This window comes from Methylosinus sp. PW1, from assembly GCF_000745215.1.
GTDB lineage: Bacteria > Pseudomonadota > Alphaproteobacteria > Rhizobiales > Beijerinckiaceae > Methylosinus.
Genome location: NZ_JQNK01000002.1, coordinates 483,000 through 501,533, shown reverse-complemented (window position 1 = coordinate 501,533; position 18,534 = coordinate 483,000). Strand labels below are relative to the sequence as shown.

General features: G+C 65.6%; 15 protein-coding genes. 4 read left to right on the top strand and 11 right to left on the bottom strand.

The genetic code is table 11. The annotated features are described in order from the left end of the window. Positions 1–2: 2 nt before the first annotated feature. The 9 genes from K369_RS02855 to dusB form a co-directional block, all read right to left on the bottom strand. On the bottom strand, positions 3–656 hold the full coding sequence (locus tag K369_RS02855) for a glutathione S-transferase family protein (protein ID WP_036287182.1): 654 nt from the start codon (positions 654–656) through the stop codon (positions 3–5). A gap of 10 nt (positions 657–666) precedes the next feature. Further along, entirely contained in the window at positions 667–993 is a 327-nt protein-coding gene (locus K369_RS02850) for a multidrug efflux SMR transporter (RefSeq protein ID WP_018265373.1), read from the bottom strand. Between the two features lie 55 nt (positions 994–1,048). Next, the gene (hflX, locus tag K369_RS02845) at positions 1,049–2,440 is read right to left on the bottom strand and encodes a GTPase HflX (RefSeq protein ID WP_036287179.1); all 1,392 of its coding nucleotides are present in this window, start codon (positions 2,438–2,440) and stop codon (positions 1,049–1,051) included. Between the two features lie 122 nt (positions 2,441–2,562). Beyond that, a complete protein-coding gene (hfq, locus tag K369_RS02840; RefSeq protein ID WP_018265371.1) occupies positions 2,563–2,832 on the bottom strand; it encodes an RNA chaperone Hfq in 270 nt (89 codons plus the stop codon). A gap of 262 nt (positions 2,833–3,094) precedes the next feature. Further along, entirely contained in the window at positions 3,095–4,459 is a 1,365-nt protein-coding gene (locus K369_RS02835; RefSeq protein ID WP_036287721.1) for a sigma-54 dependent transcriptional regulator, read from the bottom strand. 12 nt (positions 4,460–4,471) lie between these two features. Continuing rightward, entirely contained in the window at positions 4,472–6,739 is a 2,268-nt protein-coding gene (locus K369_RS02830) for a PAS domain-containing sensor histidine kinase (protein WP_036287176.1), read from the bottom strand. 227 nt (positions 6,740–6,966) lie between these two features. Continuing rightward, positions 6,967–8,445, bottom strand: a complete 1,479-nt coding sequence (ntrC, locus tag K369_RS02825; protein WP_036287173.1) for a nitrogen regulation protein NR(I) — start codon at positions 8,443–8,445, stop codon at positions 6,967–6,969. Between the two features lie 25 nt (positions 8,446–8,470). Further along, positions 8,471–9,709, bottom strand: coding sequence for a nitrogen regulation protein NR(II) (locus K369_RS02820; RefSeq protein WP_036287170.1), 1,239 nt, complete (start codon positions 9,707–9,709; stop codon positions 8,471–8,473). A gap of 61 nt (positions 9,710–9,770) precedes the next feature. Next, positions 9,771–10,775, bottom strand: a complete 1,005-nt coding sequence (dusB, locus tag K369_RS02815) for a tRNA dihydrouridine synthase DusB (RefSeq protein ID WP_036287719.1) — start codon at positions 10,773–10,775, stop codon at positions 9,771–9,773. A 147-nt stretch (positions 10,776–10,922) separates the two neighbouring features. Between dusB and K369_RS02810 the strand changes: the two genes are divergently transcribed. Both K369_RS02810 and K369_RS02805 read left to right on the top strand, forming a co-directional pair. Beyond that, a complete protein-coding gene (locus K369_RS02810) occupies positions 10,923–12,134 on the top strand; it encodes a bifunctional 2-C-methyl-D-erythritol 4-phosphate cytidylyltransferase/2-C-methyl-D-erythritol 2,4-cyclodiphosphate synthase (protein ID WP_036287168.1) in 1,212 nt (403 codons plus the stop codon). 151 nt (positions 12,135–12,285) lie between these two features. After that, complete coding sequence (locus K369_RS02805; protein WP_036287160.1) at positions 12,286–14,091, top strand: methyl-accepting chemotaxis protein; 1,806 nt, start codon at positions 12,286–12,288, stop codon at positions 14,089–14,091. Positions 14,092–14,189: 98 nt separating this feature from the next. On the opposite strand, the gene katG is transcribed toward K369_RS02805, so the two are convergent. Beyond that, positions 14,190–16,367: a catalase/peroxidase HPI gene (gene katG, locus K369_RS02800; RefSeq protein ID WP_036287158.1), complete on the bottom strand. Its 2,178-nt coding sequence runs from the start codon at positions 16,365–16,367 to the stop codon at positions 14,190–14,192. A 179-nt stretch (positions 16,368–16,546) separates the two neighbouring features. Here katG and K369_RS02795 point away from each other — a divergent pair, with 179 nt between their 5' ends. Both K369_RS02795 and K369_RS02790 read left to right on the top strand, forming a co-directional pair. Then, positions 16,547–17,458, top strand: a complete 912-nt coding sequence (locus K369_RS02795) for a hydrogen peroxide-inducible genes activator (protein ID WP_036287156.1) — start codon at positions 16,547–16,549, stop codon at positions 17,456–17,458. Between the two features lie 77 nt (positions 17,459–17,535). After that, entirely contained in the window at positions 17,536–18,036 is a 501-nt protein-coding gene (locus tag K369_RS02790; protein ID WP_036287154.1) for a CinA family protein, read from the top strand. Here the strand turns inward: K369_RS02790 and K369_RS02785 are convergent. Continuing rightward, positions 18,021–18,491 (bottom strand): type II toxin-antitoxin system RatA family toxin, encoded by a 471-nt coding sequence (locus K369_RS02785; RefSeq protein ID WP_036287151.1) that lies wholly within the window; start codon positions 18,489–18,491, stop codon positions 18,021–18,023. The two genes, K369_RS02790 and K369_RS02785, sit on opposite strands and share 16 nt — an antisense overlap. Positions 18,492–18,534: the final 43 nt, after the last annotated feature.

The following is an 18,534-nucleotide window of genomic DNA, read 5'->3' as shown; positions in this document are numbered from 1 at the left end:
GATCACTTCTCGAATTTCTCGAGGACCCAGGGCTCGGCCCGGCCACTTTCCGTCCATTCGCGATAGGCCGGCAGCGCCTCGATCGCGCGCATATAATCCTGCGCCTGCGGCGAGACGTCGAGCCGATAGGCCCAGAATCGGCAGACGACCGGCGCGAACATGGCGTCGGCGGCGGAGAATTCGCCGAAGAGAAATGGTCCCTGCCCGCCGAAACGCGCGCGCGCGTCGCGCCAGGCGGCGTCTATGCGCGCGATATCGGCCGCGGCCCCAGCGCTCGGCGCTGCGATGGCGCCGGGCGCGCGACGAAAATTGGTGGGATATTCGCTGCGCAGCGCGGTGAAGCCGGCATGCATTTCCGCCGAGAGCGAGCGCGCCAGAGCCCGCGCCGCCGGATCGCGCGGCCAGACCGGCAGATCGGGAAAGCGCTCGGCGATGAATTCGACGATGGCGAGCGATTCCCAGACGAGAATGTCGTCGGCGCGCAGCGCCGGAACCTTGCCGGCCGGCGAGAAGGCGAGGAGCTTTGCCTTGGAGTCCGCCTGATAGAGCGGAACCAATATTTCCTCGAATTCGATTCCGAGCTGCGTCAGCAGTAGCCAAGCGCGCAGCGACCAAGAGGAATAGCCCTTATTGCCGATGAGCAAGGCGAGCGGCATCGAAACATCCTCAATGAGCGGTCTGGGAAAACAGGCTCAGCACGACGACGCCGGCGATGATGAGGCCCATGCCGGCCATTTCCCCGGCGTTGAGCCTCTGATGGAAAGCGAACCAGGCGACGACGGCGATCAGCGCTTGGCCGACGCCGGACCATATCGCATAGGCGACGGCGACCGGAATGCTGCGCAGCGCGAGCGACAGCAGAAAAAAGGACACGCCATAGCCGATGACGACGATGACCGACGGCAGCGGCTTGGAAAAAGCCTCGCTCGCCTTGAGCGCCGAGGTGCCGACCACCTCGGAGAGAATAGCGACGATCAGATATATTCGATCCATGATGCGTTCCGCCGGTTCCAGCGCCTCGGGACTCGAGGCGCGCCGAGAGGGGGAATTAGCGCGCGCGCCGCTTGGATGACGCCCGAGCGCGCACTTCCGCCTGCGGATAGCGGCGCGTGACCCCGTCAAATCGCTCCGGCGCAACGCGCACGATGAGCCGCGCGCGGCCATCGGCCAGCGTCTGGCGATCCAGCACCTCCGTATGGGCGTGCAGCCAGGCGATGCCGGCGCCGTCGGCTGGATCGAGCTCGACCTCGAGCTGAATGCGCCCTTCGGCGAGACGCGTCTCTATGCGCTCGAGCAAAGCGTCGAGTCCCTCCCCGGTCAGCGCCGAAACGAGAGACGGCCGATCGACGTTCTTCTTTCCACGTGCGGCGATCTTCATCGCGGCTACGATCTCGTCGTCGAGCGCGTCGATCTTGTTCCACACTTCGAGAATGCGCGTTCCCGCTTCGCCGGAAAGGCCGAGCTCGCCGAGAATGGCCTCGACATCGGCGGCCTGCGCCTCCCAATCGGGATGCGAGACATCGCGGACATGCAGGATCACATCGGCGAGCGTCACCTCCTCCAGCGTGGCGCGGAAGGCGGAGATCAGCATGGTCGGCAGATCGGAGATGAAGCCGACCGTGTCGGAGAGCAGCACTTTGGCGCCATGCGGCAGGCGGATCTGGCGAAGCGTCGGATCGAGCGTCGCGAACAGCATGTCCTCGGCTAGCACGCCGGCCTTGGTCAGCCGGTTGAACAGCGTCGATTTGCCTGCGTTGGTGTAGCCGACCAGAGCGACGACCGGATAGGGAACCTCGCGCCGCTTCTTGCGATGCAGGCCGCGCGTGCGCTTGACCTGATCGAGGTCGCGCTCGATACGCGCCATGCGCTCCTCGATCAGGCGGCGGTCCGTCTCGATCTGCGTCTCGCCGGGGCCGCCGAGAAAGCCGAAGCCGCCGCGCTGGCGCTCGAGATGGGTCCAGCTGCGCACGAGCCGCGATTTCTGATAGGCGAGATGGGCGAGCTCGACCTGCAGCGAGCCCTCCTTGGTGCGGGCGCGGCGGCCGAAAATCTCCAGGATCAGCCCGGTGCGATCGATGACCTTCGCGCCCCAGGCCTTCTCGAGATTGCGCTGCTGAACCGGCGAGAGCTGGCAATCCATGGTGACGAGCTCGACCTCCGCGGCCTTCACCGTCTCGGCGATCTCCTCCACCTTGCCTTTGCCGAGATAGGTCGCCGGCCGCACGTCATGCAGCGAGACGCCGATCTCTCCGACGATGTCGAGCTCGATCGCCTCGGCGAGACCGACCGCCTCGGCGAGGCGAGCGACGGGGTCGCGCTCCGTGCCCTGCCCGGCTCCGCTCTCCGAAGCGCGCGGCCGCGTGGGATAGGGGCCGACCACGAGCGCTTTCGTGGGCGCGCCGGCCGTCCGGTCCTCGGACGCTGATGCTTTTTCGTTCAACCTCACCTCGACCCGCCGAGCCGAGCGCCTCGGCGATTCGCCGCGCGTCTCGCCAGCCTTTTATAGTTCTCGCGCGGACTCCTACCAGAAAACGAAAAACGCCGCCCGCTTATGGAGCCCTCTCAGCGATGGCGCTCCGGTGGGCTCTGCTCGCCCTCCTCGCCCGGCTCGAACATATGGATCGGATGGCCGGGCATGATCGTCGAGATCGCATGCTTGTAGACGAGCTGGGAATGCCCATCGCGCCGCAGCAAGAGGCAGAAATTGTCGAACCAGGTCACGATGCCCTGCAATTTGACGCCATTGACCAGAAAAATCGTGAGCGGGACTTTGTTCTTCCGCACGTAATTCAAAAACGTATCTTGCAGATTTTGCGCGCGTTCGGAGGACATCGGCTATCCTGTTCTGTTTTTCGTTATCGGGGCGATTTGCGTCGCTCTTATCGGTCCATAGCCATCCGACCGCACATTAGAGCCCGCGTCGGCGCGATGCGCAAGACGCAACTCCCTCATGCGGCCAAAGGCCTCCCCTTACGGTCCTGTAACCCGCTGTTTCGACGAGTTTACGACGAGACGAAACGCATCAACTAGAGCCAAACCGCCGCAGAGCCAATAGGAAATTTTCGCAAGATCTTGTATCGGCGAGATTTGTCGCTCACTCGATGGCGAGCGACTTCAACTTGCGATGGAGCGCCGATCGCTCCATTCCAATGAATTCCGCCGTTCGCGAAATATTGTTGCTGAAGCGATTGAGCTGAGCGATCAGATATTCTCTCTCGAACACTTCGCGCGCCTCGCGCAGCGGCAGGCTCATCAGCTTCTCGCCGCGCACGCCGGCCGGAGTCGCGGGAACGAGCTGGCCGATCTCGGACGGCAGCATTTCGGCGGAAATCTCCGCCGTCGCGTCGCCGGCGGTCAGAATCATCAGCCGCTCCACATTGTTGCGCAGCTGGCGGATATTGCCCGGCCAATCGTGCAATTGCATCACGGCGAGCGCATCCTCGCTGATCTTGCGGCGCGGCATGCCGGAGGTCGCCGAGACCTGCTCCATGAAATATTCGATGAGCTCGGGGATATCCTCGCGCCGCTCGGCGAGCGAGGGGATGCGAATCGGCACCACGGAGAGGCGATGGAAGAGATCCTCGCGCAGAGCGCCCTCCTCTATCGCCGAGGTGAGATCGCGCGCCGATGAGGAGATGATCCGCACATCGACCTCGACGCGCGCCGTCCCGCCGACACGCTGAAAATTCTGCTCGACCAGAACGCGCAGGATTTTCGCCTGCGTGTCCTTCGGCATGTCGGCGATCTCGTCGAGGAAGAGCGTGCCGCCATGGGCCTCCTCCAGCGCGCCGATCTTGCGCGCGCCCTCGCCGCCCTCGCTGCCGAACAGCTCTATTTCCATATTCTCCGGCGTGATCGTCGCCGCATTGATGACGACGAAGGGACCGAGGGCGCGTTGCGAGGCCGCATGGATGCAGCGCGCCGCGAGCTCCTTGCCGGAGCCCGGCTGGCCGGTGATGAGCACGCGCGAATTGACCGGCGCGACGCGGGCGATCACCTGCTGCAGCTGATGCGCCGGAAAGGAGCTGCCGACGATGCGGTCCGAGGCGCCGGCGCGCTGGCGCAGCGCGCTGATCTCGCGGCGCAGATGCGAGGCCTCGAGCGCGCGCTCGGCGACGAGCACGAGTCGGTCCGCCTTGAAGGGCTTTTCTATGAAGTCATAGGCGCCGAGCTTTATGGCGCTGACCGCCGTCTCGATATTGCCGTGGCCGGAGATCATCACCACCGGCAGGTCCTTGTGCTGCTTCTGGACCATCTCCAGCACCTGCATGCCGTCGAGGCGCGAGCCTTGCAGCCAAATATCGAGGAAAACGAGATGTGGGCGGCGCTGCTCGATCGCGGCCAGAGCGCCATCGGCGTCCTTGGCGGTGCGCACGCCATGGCCCTCGTCGCCGAGAATGCCGGCGACCAGCTCTCTGATGTCTTCTTCATCGTCGACGATGAGAATGTCGCTGACCATGTTCCTCACCATTCACGAAATCCGGGCCTGCGCCTGCGTTTCCTCCGCCGCCGTCTCGGCGAGCGGAATCAGCAGGCGCACGCAGGCGCCCGTCCCGGAGGGGGCGTCGAGCAATTCGAGTCGGCCGCCATGGTCCTCGATGATCTTGGCGACAATAGGCAGGCCGAGCCCGGTGCCCTCGGCGCGCGTCGTCATATAAGGCTCGAGCAGGCGCTGCCGGTTGAAGGCGGGAAAGCCCTTGCCATTGTCGACGACGTCGATCTCGGCCATGCGATCACGCACGCCGAGGCTGATGTCGATGCGCTTGGCGGCGAGCGCGCCGGCGTCCTCGCGCGCTTCTATGCCTTCGGCTGCGTTTTTCACTATGTTGGTGAGCGCCTGCGACAGCAGCCTTCGATCGAAGACCGCGTAGACCGGCGCCTCCGGCAGATTGAGCGTCATCTCGACGTCGTTATGCGCGACGCGCGTCAGAAAAAAGGCCTGGCGCATGCAGTCGCAGAGATCGTCGCGCACCGGCCGCGCCTTGGGCATGCGTGCGAAGGAGGCGAATTCGTCGACCATGCGCTTGATGTCGTCGACCTGGCGCACGATCGTGTCGGTGCATTGGTCGAAGACGTCGCGCTCGAAGGTGATGTGCTTGCCGTATTTGCGCTTCAGCCGCTCGGCGGAGAGCTGGATCGGCGTCAGCGGATTTTTGATCTCATGGGCGATTCGCCGCGCCACATCGGCCCAGGCGGAGGTGCGCTGGGCGGTGACGAGATCGGTGATGTCGTCCAGCGTGACGACGAAATGCGCGCCGCCCTTTTGCGTGCTCGCCGAGGTGACGCGGACGGCGAGCGTCAGCTCCTTGACGCCGCGCCTTATATTGATCTGCGTCTGAATGGCGCGCGGAAACGCTTCCACCGCGTCCGCCAGAATGGGCGCGATCTCGGGGAGAGCCTCGGCCGCCCGCGCGCCGATCGCCGCCGCCGTGCCGTCCTTATCGCCCACGCCCTGCCCCGCCCCGCCGACGAGAAGCTCCTCCGCCGAGCGGTTCAGCACATTGATCCGCCCTTCCGCATCGACGCCGATGACGGCCGCCGGCACGCCGGAGAGCACCGCCTCGGTGAAGAGGCGACGTTCCTCATTCTGGTGATTGGCGGCGAGCAGGCGGCTCTGCTGCTGCTCGATCTCGCTGGTCATATTGTTGAAGACGGAGCCGAGCCGCGCGAGATCGCCATGCGAGCGCTCGACATTGACGCGCACGTCGAGATTGCCGGCCGAAACCTGATCGGTGGCGGCGATGAGCGCGCGAATCGGCGCGACCAGCCGATCGACGAAATCGAGCCCGACCCACACCGCCGACAGCAGCATTATGGTGGCGAGCAGCGCATACATGACGGTGAAGGCCTTTTTCACCGCGCCGCGATAGGTCTCGAAAGCGTCATAGGTGGCGATGAGGCTCGCCGCCTGCTCTGGGAATTGCACGCCGAAAGGATCGACCGGCCGCGTCACATAGAGGAATGTGTCGGGAAAGCTGGACAGCGGCCGCAGCGCGACGAAAGTGAGCCCATCGTCGATGACGAGGCAGAGCGGCTCACCCTTGCGCGCATCCTCGAAATCCGAGGCCGGCGGCGCGATGACGATGGCCGAGCCGTCGGCCGTGACATCGACGCGCTCCAATATTTGACCGTCGGTCTTGACGATCGCCGCCACGGAAAAGCCGAGGAAGCGCGCCCGCGAGACGAAGAACTCGTGGAACAGGCCGCGATCGGCGTTGAACATGGCGCGGGCGCGATCGAGGTCCGAGGCGGAGAGCTGCGCCTCCTGCAGCAGCGAGCGGCATTGCGTCTCGCGGAACACGCGCGCCGCCTCCGCCGTGCTGTGAACGGAGGTTTTCACCATGGCGAGGAATTGCGGGTTCAGCGCGCGCTCGAGCGTCACCGATCCGACGATGGCGAGGGTGATCGCCGGCGTCAGCGCCAAGGCGGAAAAGAAGGCGAGGATGCGAATATGCAGCCCGGCCGCCGCGGCGCCGCGCCGCCAGGAGCCGATGAGCGTGCCCGCCTTGACGAGCACCAGGGCGACCAGAAGAACCAGCGCGACGGCGTCGGCGAAGAAAAGCGGATAGACGACGTCGCTGGTCGGCGCCACGGGCGCGAGCTCGGCCATGACGAAGAAGGTGGCGAGCGCGCAGGCGACGGCGGCGACCACCGCGATCGGCCCGAACCACAGCCGCCAGGATCGCTTCCTGGGCGCAGCCGGCGGCTCGGGCGCCTGAATGTCTCCCGCCATGGACATGCGCCTGTATAGGTCGTGGCGCCGGTAGAGGCAATCTCGCGCGCTCCCTTCTCCCGTTTACGGGAGAAGGTGGCCCCGCGCAGCGGGGTTGGATGAGGGTCCTTCGAGTTTGCTGGACAGAGTTGGTTTTTTTCAAAGCCTCGGATGAGCGGCAATGGCCCTCATCCGACCCTCGCTGACGCGAGGGCCACCTTCTCCCGCGAGCGGGAGAAGGAGTCTACGCTTCCTTAGCGCGGCGAGCGCATCAGCCGAATGTCGAGGTCGTTGACCTTTTTGCGCAGCGTGTTGCGGTTGAGGCCCAGAAGCTCCGCCGCCTTGATCTGATTGCCGCGCGTCGCGGCGAGCGCGGCGGAGATCAGCGGCACCTCTATCTCGCGAATGACGCGGTGATAGAGGCCCGGCGGCGGCAGACGATCGCCATGGTCGCGGAACAGCTTGGCGAGATGCTGCTCGACCGAGGTGGAGAGCGTCAAATCCTTATCGGAGGGCATATCCGCCAGGATGGACGCCGCCGGCTGCAGCCGATCGCCGGGCGAGGCCTGACGCATCTCGTGTTCGAGCTCGAGCTCCACCACCGCCTCGGTGATGACCTCCTGCGGATGCAGGGCGGCGAGCCGGCGAATGAGATTCTCCAGCTCGCGGATATTGCCCGGCCAGCGATAGCGCTTCATGCGGTCGAGCGCCGCCTGCTCGATATATTTTTGCGGCAGGCCCTCGCTGGCCGCCACCTTGAAGAAGTGATGCACGAGGTCGGCGATATCCTCGGAGCGCTCGCGCAGCGGCGGCAGGCGCAGCGGCACGACGTTGAGGCGGAAATAGAGGTCCTCGCGGAACAGGCCCTGCTGAATCAGCGCGCGCAGATCCTTATTGGTCGCGGCGATGATGCGGACATTGGTCTTTATCGGCGTGCGGCCGCCGACGGTCGTATATTCGCCCTGCTGCAGCACGCGCAAAAGCCGCGTCTGCGCCTCCATCGGCATATCGCCGATCTCGTCCAGGAACAGCGTGCCGCCCTCGGCCTGCTCGAAACGGCCGATGGAGCGCTGATTGGCGCCGGTGAAGGAGCCCTTCTCATGGCCGAACAGCTCGCTCTCGATGAGATCGCGCGGGATGGCGGCCATGTTGATGGCGACGAAGGGGCCTTTCTTGCGCTTGCCATAGTCGTGCAGCGCGCGGGCGACGAGCTCCTTGCCGGTGCCCGACTCGCCATTGATCATGACGGTCAGATCGGTCTGCATCAGCCGCGCCAGCGAGCGATAGATCTCCTGCATCGCCTGCGAGCGGCCGACGAGGGGCATGCCCTCCATATCGTCCGGGCCGTCGATCTCGTTCTTCTTGCGCGGCTCGGCCATGGCGCGGCCGACGATGCCGACCAGCTCCTTCAGATCGAAGGGCTTGGGCAGATAATCATAAGCGCCACGCTCGGAGGCGCGGATCGCGGTCATGAAAGTGTTCTGCGCGCTCATCACGATGATCGGCAGATCGGGGCGCAGCTTTTTTATGCGCGGCAGCAGCTCGAAGGCGTTTTCATCCGGCATCACCACATCGGTGACGACGAGATCGCCCTCGCCCGATTGCACCCAGCGCCACAAGGTCGCGGCCGTTCCGGTGGTGCGCACCTCATAGCCGGCGCGCGAAAGCGCCTGCGCCACCACAGTTCTGATCGCGGCGTCGTCGTCGGCGACCAGAATCTCGCCGTGGGTCATCGGATTTTTCTCCAGCAGATCGTTCTCACGAGCGGCGCTCTCTCGGCGCAGGCTCTGTTCCCTCGGCGGCGGTATATTGTCGTTTGGCTCGTCGCTCGTCCGCGCGCTTCTCCTCGTCCTTGTTGCGATACATCGGCATCAAAATACGGAAAGTGGTACGCCTCGGGTGAGATTCGCATTCGACGATGCCGCCGTGGTCATTGACGATCTTGGCCACCAGTGCAAGTCCGAGGCCAGTTCCAGAAGTCTTCGTGGTGACGAAGGGATCGAACAAATGCGCGGCTATGTCCTCGGGAACGCCGCGGCCATTGTCGCGCACGCAGAATTCCAGCGGCAGCCCCACCGGGCGCTTGTCGCCGGCGGTGCGCAGGCTGACCCCCGGCCGGAAGGCGGTGGAAAGCTCGATCTCGCCGTCTATGGAGTCGCCGATCGCCTCGGCCGCATTCTTGACCAGATTGAGAAAGACCTGCACCAGCTGGTCGCGATTGGCGGCGACAGGCGGCAGCGACGGGTCGTAATTCTCGATGAAGCGAATGTGGCGGGCGAAGCCGCTGCGAGCGACGCGCTTCACATGGTCCAGCACCACATGAATATTGACCTTCTCGCGCTCCGGCGGCCGCGAGTCGGAGAACACCTCCATGCGATCGACGAGGCGGACGATGCGGTCGGTCTCCTCGCAGATCAGCCGAGTCAGCGCCCGATCGGCGTCTCCCACAGAGCTTTCCAGCAGTTGGGCGGCGCCGCGAATGCCCGACAGCGGGTTCTTGATCTCATGGGCGAGCATCGCCGCGAGCCCAGAAACCGTGCGCGCCGCCCCCCTATGGGTCAGCTGCCTGTCTATTTTATCGGCAATTGTGCGCTCTTGCAGCACCACGAGAACGCCGCCTTCGCTGTCCGGCAGCGGCGCGCAATGCACATCGACGCGTCTTTCGCCCTCCGCTCCGGGCCGGCCGAGGTCGATGCGATATTCATTGATCGCCGAGCCGCGCTCGCGCACCTGCTCGATAAGGGCGATCAAGGGCGAGCCGAAGGGCACGAGACGGCTCAGCTCCTGCCCGATGAGAATCGGCTTGCCGATCTCGAAAAACGACTCCGCCGCGGCGTTGGCGTCGACGATCACTCCATCCGGCCGGATCGCCAGGATCACATTGGGCAATGCTTCGAGAATGCAGGCGCGGTTATCTTCGGCGATGACGCGCAGCCGCGCGCCGACGGGCGTGGCGAGCGCGTTCTTGCGCCGGTGCGGGTTGGATTCGGCGGTCATCTCGACACCTCGGAACTCCTCTGGCGCGGAGCGCGCGCCGATCCTGTACGGGACTTACGCGTCAGCAATATGCCGGAGCCGGCTCCCCTCGCGCCGGCTCGAGCGAGAACAAAAGGCGAAGAAGCCCGCGAACCTCCTCGGCCGAGGAAGAGGCGAGCATCGCCCGTCGGAGACCGGCGCGCGCCTCTGCGTCTCCCTCCGCCTGCTCGGCATAGGCGGAGAGATGCTTGCGTGCATGGCGCAGGCCTAGATTCGCGCCCATGGCGATCAGCAGACCGTCCAAATGCTCGAGCGCGGCCTCCAGCCGCATTGAGGCGGAGGGCGTCGCGCGACGGCGCCCGGCGTCGAGAAAATGAGCGATGTCGCCGACGAGCCACGGCCGCCCCATCGCCGCCCGTCCGATCATTACCGCATCGGCGCCGGAGGCCGCGAGCATTGCGGCGGCGTCCTGCGGCGAGGCGCAATCGCCATTGGCCACGACCGGAATTTTAATGGCGGACTTGACCGCGGCGATCGCCCGCCAATCCGCTTTGCCCTCATAGAATTGCGCGCGGGTGCGGCCGTGGACCGTCACCATGACGGCGCCCTCGGCCTCCACCAGTCGCGCCAGCTCGGCGGCGTTGCGGCTGGAATCGTCCCAGCCGAGCCGCATTTTTACGCTCACCGGAACCCTGACCGCGCCCACAGCCGAGCGGACCAGCTCGGCGGCGAGCGCCGGCTCGCGCATCAGCGCCGCGCCGGCGAGGCCGCCGGTCACGCGCTTGCAGGGACAGCCCATGTTGATGTCGATCAGCCTCGCTCCCGCGGCCTCGGCCTGGCGCGCCGTCTCGGCTATGCCGGCCGGATCGCGCGCCGCGATCTGCACGATATGGGCGTCTATGCCGGAGCCGTCCAGCCGCTGGCGGGCCTCGACGTCGCCGCGCGCGAGCGCGCTCGCCCCGACCATCTCGCCGACCGCCGCGGAGGCGCCGAAACGCAATGCGATCCGCCGCATGGCGAGATCGGTCACGCCGGCCATAGGCGCCAGAAAGGCGCGCCCCGTAAGATGAAGCGAACCGATGCGCAAAGGCGTGGCTCCTATGGTCTCGCCTATAAATTCATCAGTTGTCATCGTGCCTACACTATATGCAGATGGGCATACGTACGCAATGCGTACATCCCCGAGAATAGTGAAAATTGACGCGAAGCCGAAAAAGCGGGAGAGGAACCTCCTATGAGCTCATCCTCGACCATTGCGATCCTCACTGTCGCCGGCGGCCGCGGCGTGCGGGCGGGTGACGGCCTTCCAAAACAATATCGTGCGCTTCTCGGCAAGTCTGTGCTGGCGCGCACGCTCGAAGCGATGCACCGGGCTGCGCCTCAGGCTTCGCTTCTCGTCGCCATCCATGCCGACGACGCGGAGCTCTATAGCGGCAGCGTCGCCGAGCTCTCGGACAGCGCGCGCGCGCAGCTGCTCGAGCCGGCGATCGGCGGCGCGACGCGCCAGCAGAGCGTGCGCAATGGGCTCGAGGCGCTGGCCGCCCTCTCTCCCGCCCCCGCGATCGTGCTGATCCAGGACGCCGCGCGGCCCTTCGCCGACCCGGCGCTCGTCGCCAGGGCCATAGAGGCGGCGCGCGCCCATGGCGCGGCGGTGCCGGGCCTGCCGCTCGCCGATACGGTGAAGCAGATCGACGCCGAGGGCGTGGTGATCGCCACTCCCGACCGCTCGAGCCTGCGCTTCGTGCAGACGCCGCAATCTTTCGCCTTTCCGCTGATCCTCGCCGCGCATCGCAAGGTCGCGAGCGGCGGCGCCGAGCTCACCGACGACGGCATGGTCGCCGAGGCCGCCGGCCACAAGGTCCATGTGTTCCCGGGCGACGCCGCCAATTTCAAGCTCACCACGCCGGAGGATTTCTTGCGCGCGCAAAACGCATTGCTGGGCGACCTCTCCGACATTCGCACCGGCCAGGGCTATGACGTCCACGCTTTCGGCGAGGGCGACAAGGTCTGGCTCGGCGGCGTTCCGGTGCCGCACAGCCATGGCCTCGCCGGCCATTCCGACGCCGATGTGCTCGCCCACGCCATCACCGACGCTCTGCTCGGAGCCCTGGCCGATGGCGACATTGGAAAACATTTCCCGCCCTCGGACCAGCAGTGGCGGGGCGCGCCCTCCTCCATCTTCCTGGCTTTCGCGGCCAATCGCGTGCGCGAGCGCGGCGGGATCATCTCCCATATCGACGCGACCATCGTCTGCGAGGCCCCCAAGATCGGTCCGCATCGCGACGCTATTCGCGAGAGCCTCGCCAAGATCATGGAGGTCGACATCGGCCGCGTGGCGGTGAAGGCCACGACCTCGGAACGCCTCGGCTTCACTGGCCGGCAGGAGGGCATGGCGGCGCTGGCGCTGGCGACAGTGCGGTTGCCGGCGATCGAGTCCGAGCATTGACAGCTGGGGAATCGCGGTTCGCCCCCGCAGTCGCCAGACCGTCACACAAGCGTCATAAAAAATAATGGCTTAGAGATATCGGCGTTAGCTGTTTCGAAACGGGAGCTCGGGCATTGTGCCGCGTCTTTCCTCCACGCGGCTTGTCGAACAGATGAAATCGAGCATCGCACGCAAGCTCGGCGGCGTCATCACGCTGCTCGGCGCTCTCGCTCTGTGCCTTTCCCTCTTCGCCTTCTGGCAATCGCGCCTCCACGCGCGGCAGACGAATGAGATCGAGGCGGATTATGACTATGTCCTCGAGGTGCGTGGGCTCGCGCAATCCGTGCAGCATGTGGCGATTCTCGCCAATGCGGTCTTCTCTGCCGACGACAAGAACGAAGTGCAGAAAAAGCTGACGGGTCTGCGTCGGGCGCTCGACGATCTCGGTCGATCGGCCGACGCTCTCGTCTCCCGCGCCGGCGGCAGGATGTCGGAGCAGCAGAAGACGAAGCTCTCCCTCGCCATACGAGAATTCATCGCCTATCAGAACGATACGATCGAGCTCGGCCTGACGATCTCGCCGAAGGCCGCGCTGGTCCAGGCGAATGACGAGGCGACGATCGCCAATCGCGGCCAGATGATCGCCGAAATGGACGCCTTCGTCCGCGACACGCTCCGGCGCCTCTCGGCCAATCGCCGAGCGGAAGAAGAGCGCCGGCCCCGGGACGAAGCGTTGACGCTGGCGGTCCCGGCCGCCGCCACCGCGCTCGCCATAATCGTCGCTTTTTGGATCGTCGCGACACAGATTCGCGCGCCGCTGGAAACGATCGCTCTGGCCCTGAAGCGCGCGGCGGAAGAGGATTTCGACGAGAACATCCCCTTCGTCGATCAGCGCGACGAGATCGGCGACATGGCGCGGGCGCTCCGCGCTTTCGAGGCCGCGGCGCAAGAGAAGCGGCGTCTCGAGCGAGAGGCCGAGTCCCAGCGCCGCTTGACCGCCCAGCTGCGCGAGACCGGCGACGGCGAGCGCCGTCGGGCCGCCGACGAGCAGGCGGCTGTGGTCGCCGCTCTCGCGCATGGGCTCGAGCGGCTCTCCGGCGGCGATTTCACCTCGAGGCTGGAGACGCCCTTCGCGCCGCAATACGAGCCGCTCCGCGCCGATTTCAACCAGGCCGTCGAGAAGCTGAGGCGCGCCATGATCGCCGTGGCGAAGAACTCCCAAGCTGTTCTCGAGCGGACGACGGAAGGGGCGCGCGTCGCCGACAGCCTCGCCGAGCGCAGCGAGCAGCAGGCGCTCGAGCTCGCCAAGGCGGCCATAGACCTCGGCGCCTCGACCTCCGCGATCGAGCGCACTGCGGACACGACAGCCGAGGTGCGCGAATTCGTCAATCGCGCCAGCAGTGCCGCGCGGCGCGGCGGCGAGGTCCTTCGCGACACGATCGTCGCGATGAGCGCGATCGAGGATTCATCCGGCCAGATCGGCCGGATCGTCGATCTCATCGACGAAATCGCCTTCCAGACCAATCTTCTCGCGCTCAACGCCGGCATAGAGGCGGCGCGCAGCGGCGAGGCCGGCCGCGGCTTCGCGGTTGTCGCCTCCGAAGTGCGCGCGCTGGCGCAACGCGCGCTCGAGGCGGCCAAGGAAATCGGGGCGCTCGTCGAAACCGCGCAACGGCAGGTCGGGATCGGCGTCGGTCTCGTGAGCGAGACGAGCCGCACATTGAGCGAGGTCGTCCAGCTCACATCCTCGACCGATGCGCTCGTCGCCAATGTCGCGGCCGCAGCGAAAGAACAATCGGCCAGCCTCGGCGAAATATGCCTCACCGTCGGCAAAATCGACAAGGCGACGCGGGAAAATGCGGCGATCGCGGCCCGCTCCTCCGACGCCAGCGCCGATCTCGCCGAGCGGACGCGCGAATTGATCGATCAGGTCGCGCGGCTGCGCGTCGTCGCGAACGCCGAGGCGCGTGCGGCCTGAGGCGGGCCGGCTTTCGAGTGGAAAACAGGGAATTATGTCAATAGCCGAGCGTCGCATGGGGCTCTCTCCCCGCGAAGCGCGGGGAGAGATACGACGCGTCAAGACTTGCGCAAGTCGAAGCGGTCCAGACTCATCACTTTGACCCATGCGGCGACGAAGTCGCGCACGAACTTCTCTTTCGCATCGTCCGAGGCGTAGACTTCCGCCACCGCCCTCAGCTCGGAATTGGAGCCGAAGATCAGATCGACAGCGCTCGCCGTCCATTTGAGCGCGCCGCTCTTGCGGTCGCGGCCTTCATAGACGCCTTCCGTCTCGGCCGACTTTTTCCATTGCGTGGACATGTCGAGCAGATTGACGAAAAACTCGTTGCTCAGCACGCCCGGCCGCGAGGTGAGGACGCCGAGCCGCGAATTCCCCTCATTCGCGCCGAGGACCCGCATTCCGCCGACGAGAACGGCGGTCTCGGGGACGGTGAGCTCCAGCAGGCTCGCGCGATCGACCAAGGCCTCCGCCGGCGATTTCTCGCCGCCTTTGGCGAAGTAGTTGCGGAAGCCGTCCGCCTTCGGCTCGAGAACCGCGAAGGATTCGACATCTGTCTGCGCCTGCGTCGCATCCGCGCGCCCTGTCGAGATCGGAACCTCGATCGTGACTCCGGCTTTTTTGGCGGCGTCCTCGATCGCGGCGGAGCCGCCGAGCACGATGAGATCGGCGATCGACACGCGCTTGCCGTCGGCGCGCCCCTTGTCGAAGCCGGCCTTCACCTCCTCCAGCGCCTTCACGACCTTCGCCAGCTCGGCGGGGTCGTTGACCGGCCAATCCTTTTCCGGCGCGAGGCGAATGCGCGCGCCATTGGCGCCGCCGCGCTTATCCGTGCCGCGGAAGGAGGCCGCCGAGGCCCAGGCCGTGCGGATCAGCTCGGCGTCGGTGAGGTTTGAAGCGAGGATTTTCGACTTCAGTCCGGCGATATCCGCGGCCTCGATCGGCTTGTAGTCGATCGCGGGAACGGGATCCTGCCAGATCAGCTCTTCTTTCGGAACCAGCGCGCCGAGATAGCGCGAGCGCGGCCCCATATCCCTATGCGTCAACTTGAACCAAGCCTTGGCGAAGGCCAGCTTGAACGCATTCGGATCGTCATGGAAGCGCTTGGCGATCTTGGCGTATTCGGGGTCGAATTTCAGCGCCAGATCGGTGGTGAACATCATAAGAGGATGCGCCTTGCCGGGCTCGTGCGCATCGGGGACGACGTCCTCGGCATCCTTGGGCTTCCACTGCGTCGCGCCGGCCGGGCTCTTGGTCTTGACCCACTCATGGCCGAAGAGATTGTCCAGATATTGCGTGGTGAAGGAGACCGGATCGACCGACCAGGCGCCTTCCAGCCCGCTGGTGATCGCATCCGCGCCCTTGCCGGAGCCGCAGCGATTGGCCCAGCCGAGGCCTTGCGCCTCGATCTTCTCTCCCGCCGGCGCGGGGCCGACGCATTTGGCCGGCGATTTGGCGCCATGCGCTTTGCCGAAAGTATGGCCGCCGGCGATCAGCGCGACGGTCTCCTCATCGTTCATCGCCATGCGGCCGAAGGCTTCTCTTATGTCCTTGGCCGCGGCCAGCGGGTCCGGCACGCCATTCGGTCCCTCGGGATTGACATAGATGAGGCCCATCTGGACCGCGCCCAGGGGCTTCTCCAGCGCGCCGCTCTTGTCGCGATTATTGCCCATGAATTTTGGCGCGCCCCAATAGACGAGATCGGGCTCCCAATCGTCGCTGCGGCCGCCGCCGAAGCCGAAGGTCGCAAAGCCCATCTTCTCCATGGCGACATTGCCGGTCAGCACCATGAGGTCGCCCCAGGAGAGCTTCTGGCCGTATTTCTTCTTCACCGGCCACAGCAGCCGGCGCGCCTTGTCGAGATTGGCGTTGTCCGGCCAGCTGTTGAGCGGCTCGAAGCGCTGCTGCGCCCCGCTCGCGCCGCCGCGGCCGTCGTGGATGCGATAGGTTCCCGCGCCGTGCCAGGCCATGCGGATGAAGAATGGGCCGTAATTGCCGTAGTCGGCCGGCCACCAGTCCTGCGAGGTCGTCAATACGGACTCTATGTCCTTCTTCACCTCAGCGAGATCGAGCGACTGGAACGCCTTCGCATAGTCGAAATCCTTGCCGAGCGGATTCGATTCCGCGGCGTTGCGGCGCAGCGGTGAGAGATCGAGCTGGTCCGGCCACCAGAATTGATTGGGATGCGGCGCGCCCTCGGCCGAGGCGGCCAGCGTCGCGCCGACGACGATCGCCATCGCCGAGGCCGTCGTCCGCAGGAATCGCCGCAAGTCGCTGCGCAAACGTGACCTTCCGGCCCTCTCCGTCATTTTTTCCATCGCATTTTCCTCCTCGTCGCGCCCCCGCTCAGCTTGCTATAAGACGCGAAATCGATTAGGTAAAATTCGATTTCCTTCGTCATCGATCAGGAAAACTGATGATAACGACCAAGCAGCTCCGCTATTTCGAGGCCCTCGCCCGCACCGAGCATTTCGGCAAGGCGGCCGATCTCTGCGCCGTGACGCAGCCGGCGCTCTCCATGCAGATCAAGGAGCTGGAGGCCGAGGTCGGCGCGCAATTGGTCGAGCGGCGCGGCAAATTGGTCACACTGACGGCCGCCGGCAGTGAGATCGCCAAGGTCGCCCGCCGAATCCTCGCCGATATTTCGGAGCTGGAGACGATGGCGGATCAGAATTTCTGTCCGCTACGCCTCGGCATAATCCCGACGGTCGCGCCCTATGTTCTGCCGACTTTGTTCGATGCGCTCGGCGGCGGCGCGGCCGCTCTGCGGCCTCTGCATATTCGCGAGGCGCAGACGGCGACGCTGCTGGCCGAGCTGGACGACGGCCTTCTGGACCTCGTCATGCTGGCGACGCCCGTCGATCCAGAGCTCGACTCCATGCCGCTCTTCGAGGACCGCTTCTTTCTTGTCGCTCCCTCGAGCGGATTGCCGGAGGAAGTGGGCTCCGTCAGTGCGGAGACGCTGAAAGCGCAAAGGCTACTGTTGCTCGAGGACGGCCATTGCCTGCGCGATCAGGCGCTCAGCTATTGCGAGAGCCGCAATGTGCTGAACATCGACACTTTCGGCATGACCAATCTGACCACGCTGGTTCAGATGGTCTCGGCGGGCATGGGCTGCACGCTGCTCCCGGAAATGAGCCTGCCGATCGAAACGGCGCGAGGAAACGTCCGCGTGCTGCGGATCGAGCCACCGGAGCCGCGCCGGATCATCGGGCTCGTCTGGCGCAAATCCTCGCGCCGCGGCGACGAGTTTCGCGCCCTCGGCCGCATGATCGTGGCGTCGCGCAACGCGGCGCTCGACGGCGCGGCGGCTCTGTCGGAGACCTAGCCCAAAGAGCTATTCTGCCGCAATCCGATCCGGCCTATCTATGAGCTGGACGCCGCATACGCCGAGCGAGCCTGCTCATGACTGCCCCCGACCTGCCCCGCCTCGCCGAACGCCTGCTCTATTTCTGCCGCGCGCAGAGCCTTCGCCTGGCGACGGCCGAATCCTGCACCGGCGGGCTCGTCGCCGGGGCGATCACCGATATCGCCGGCTCCTCGGACGCCTTCGACCGCGGCTTCGTGACATATTCCAACGCGGCCAAGGAGGAGATGCTCGGCGTCCCGCGCGACATTCTCGAGCGCTATGGCGCCGTCAGCGCCGAGACGGCGCGGGCCATGGCGAGCGGCGCGGTGGAGCGCTCCTTCGCCGATATCGCCGTCTCGATCACCGGCATAGCCGGCCCGGGCGGCGGCAGCGCGGAGAAGCCCGTCGGCCTCGTCCATTTCGCCTGCCTGCGCAAAGGATTCGGCGTGGAGCATGTCGAGCGCCGCTTCGGCCCCGAGACGCGCGAGGCGATCCGGCGGGCCTCGGTCGTTCAAGCGCTGGAGCTGATGATAGAAGCCGCTCAGCGGCGGCCATAGACCTCGCCGGCGCGCTTGACGAAAGCGTCCGAATATTTGTGGAATGCGGAGTCGAACATCGCCCCCATCACCAGCCCGAGCGTGCGGCTGCGGAACTCGTAATTAATGTAGAAATCGACGACCGAGCGCGCGCCGCCATCCGGCCCGGCCGGCTCGTCGGCGAAGGTCCAGCGGTTCTCGAGCTTCTTGAACGGGCCGTCGACATATTCGACGAGGATCTCGCGCTTGTTCGGGTCGCAAGTCACGCGGCTGGTGAAGCGCTCGCACACCGCCTTGAAGCCCACTTGCATTTCCGCGAGGATGACCTCCACCCCCTCCTCCGTCGTGCTGCGGCGACGCACGCGCAGCGCCTCGCAGAGCGGCACGAATTTCGGATAGGATTCGACATCCCTGACCAGGGCGAACATGTCGTCGGCGCGGAAGTTCACGCGGCGGCGGTTGCGGAAGCTCTTCATGGGCGAAGCTATTACCACTATTGCGGAAGGCGCGAAAACGGCC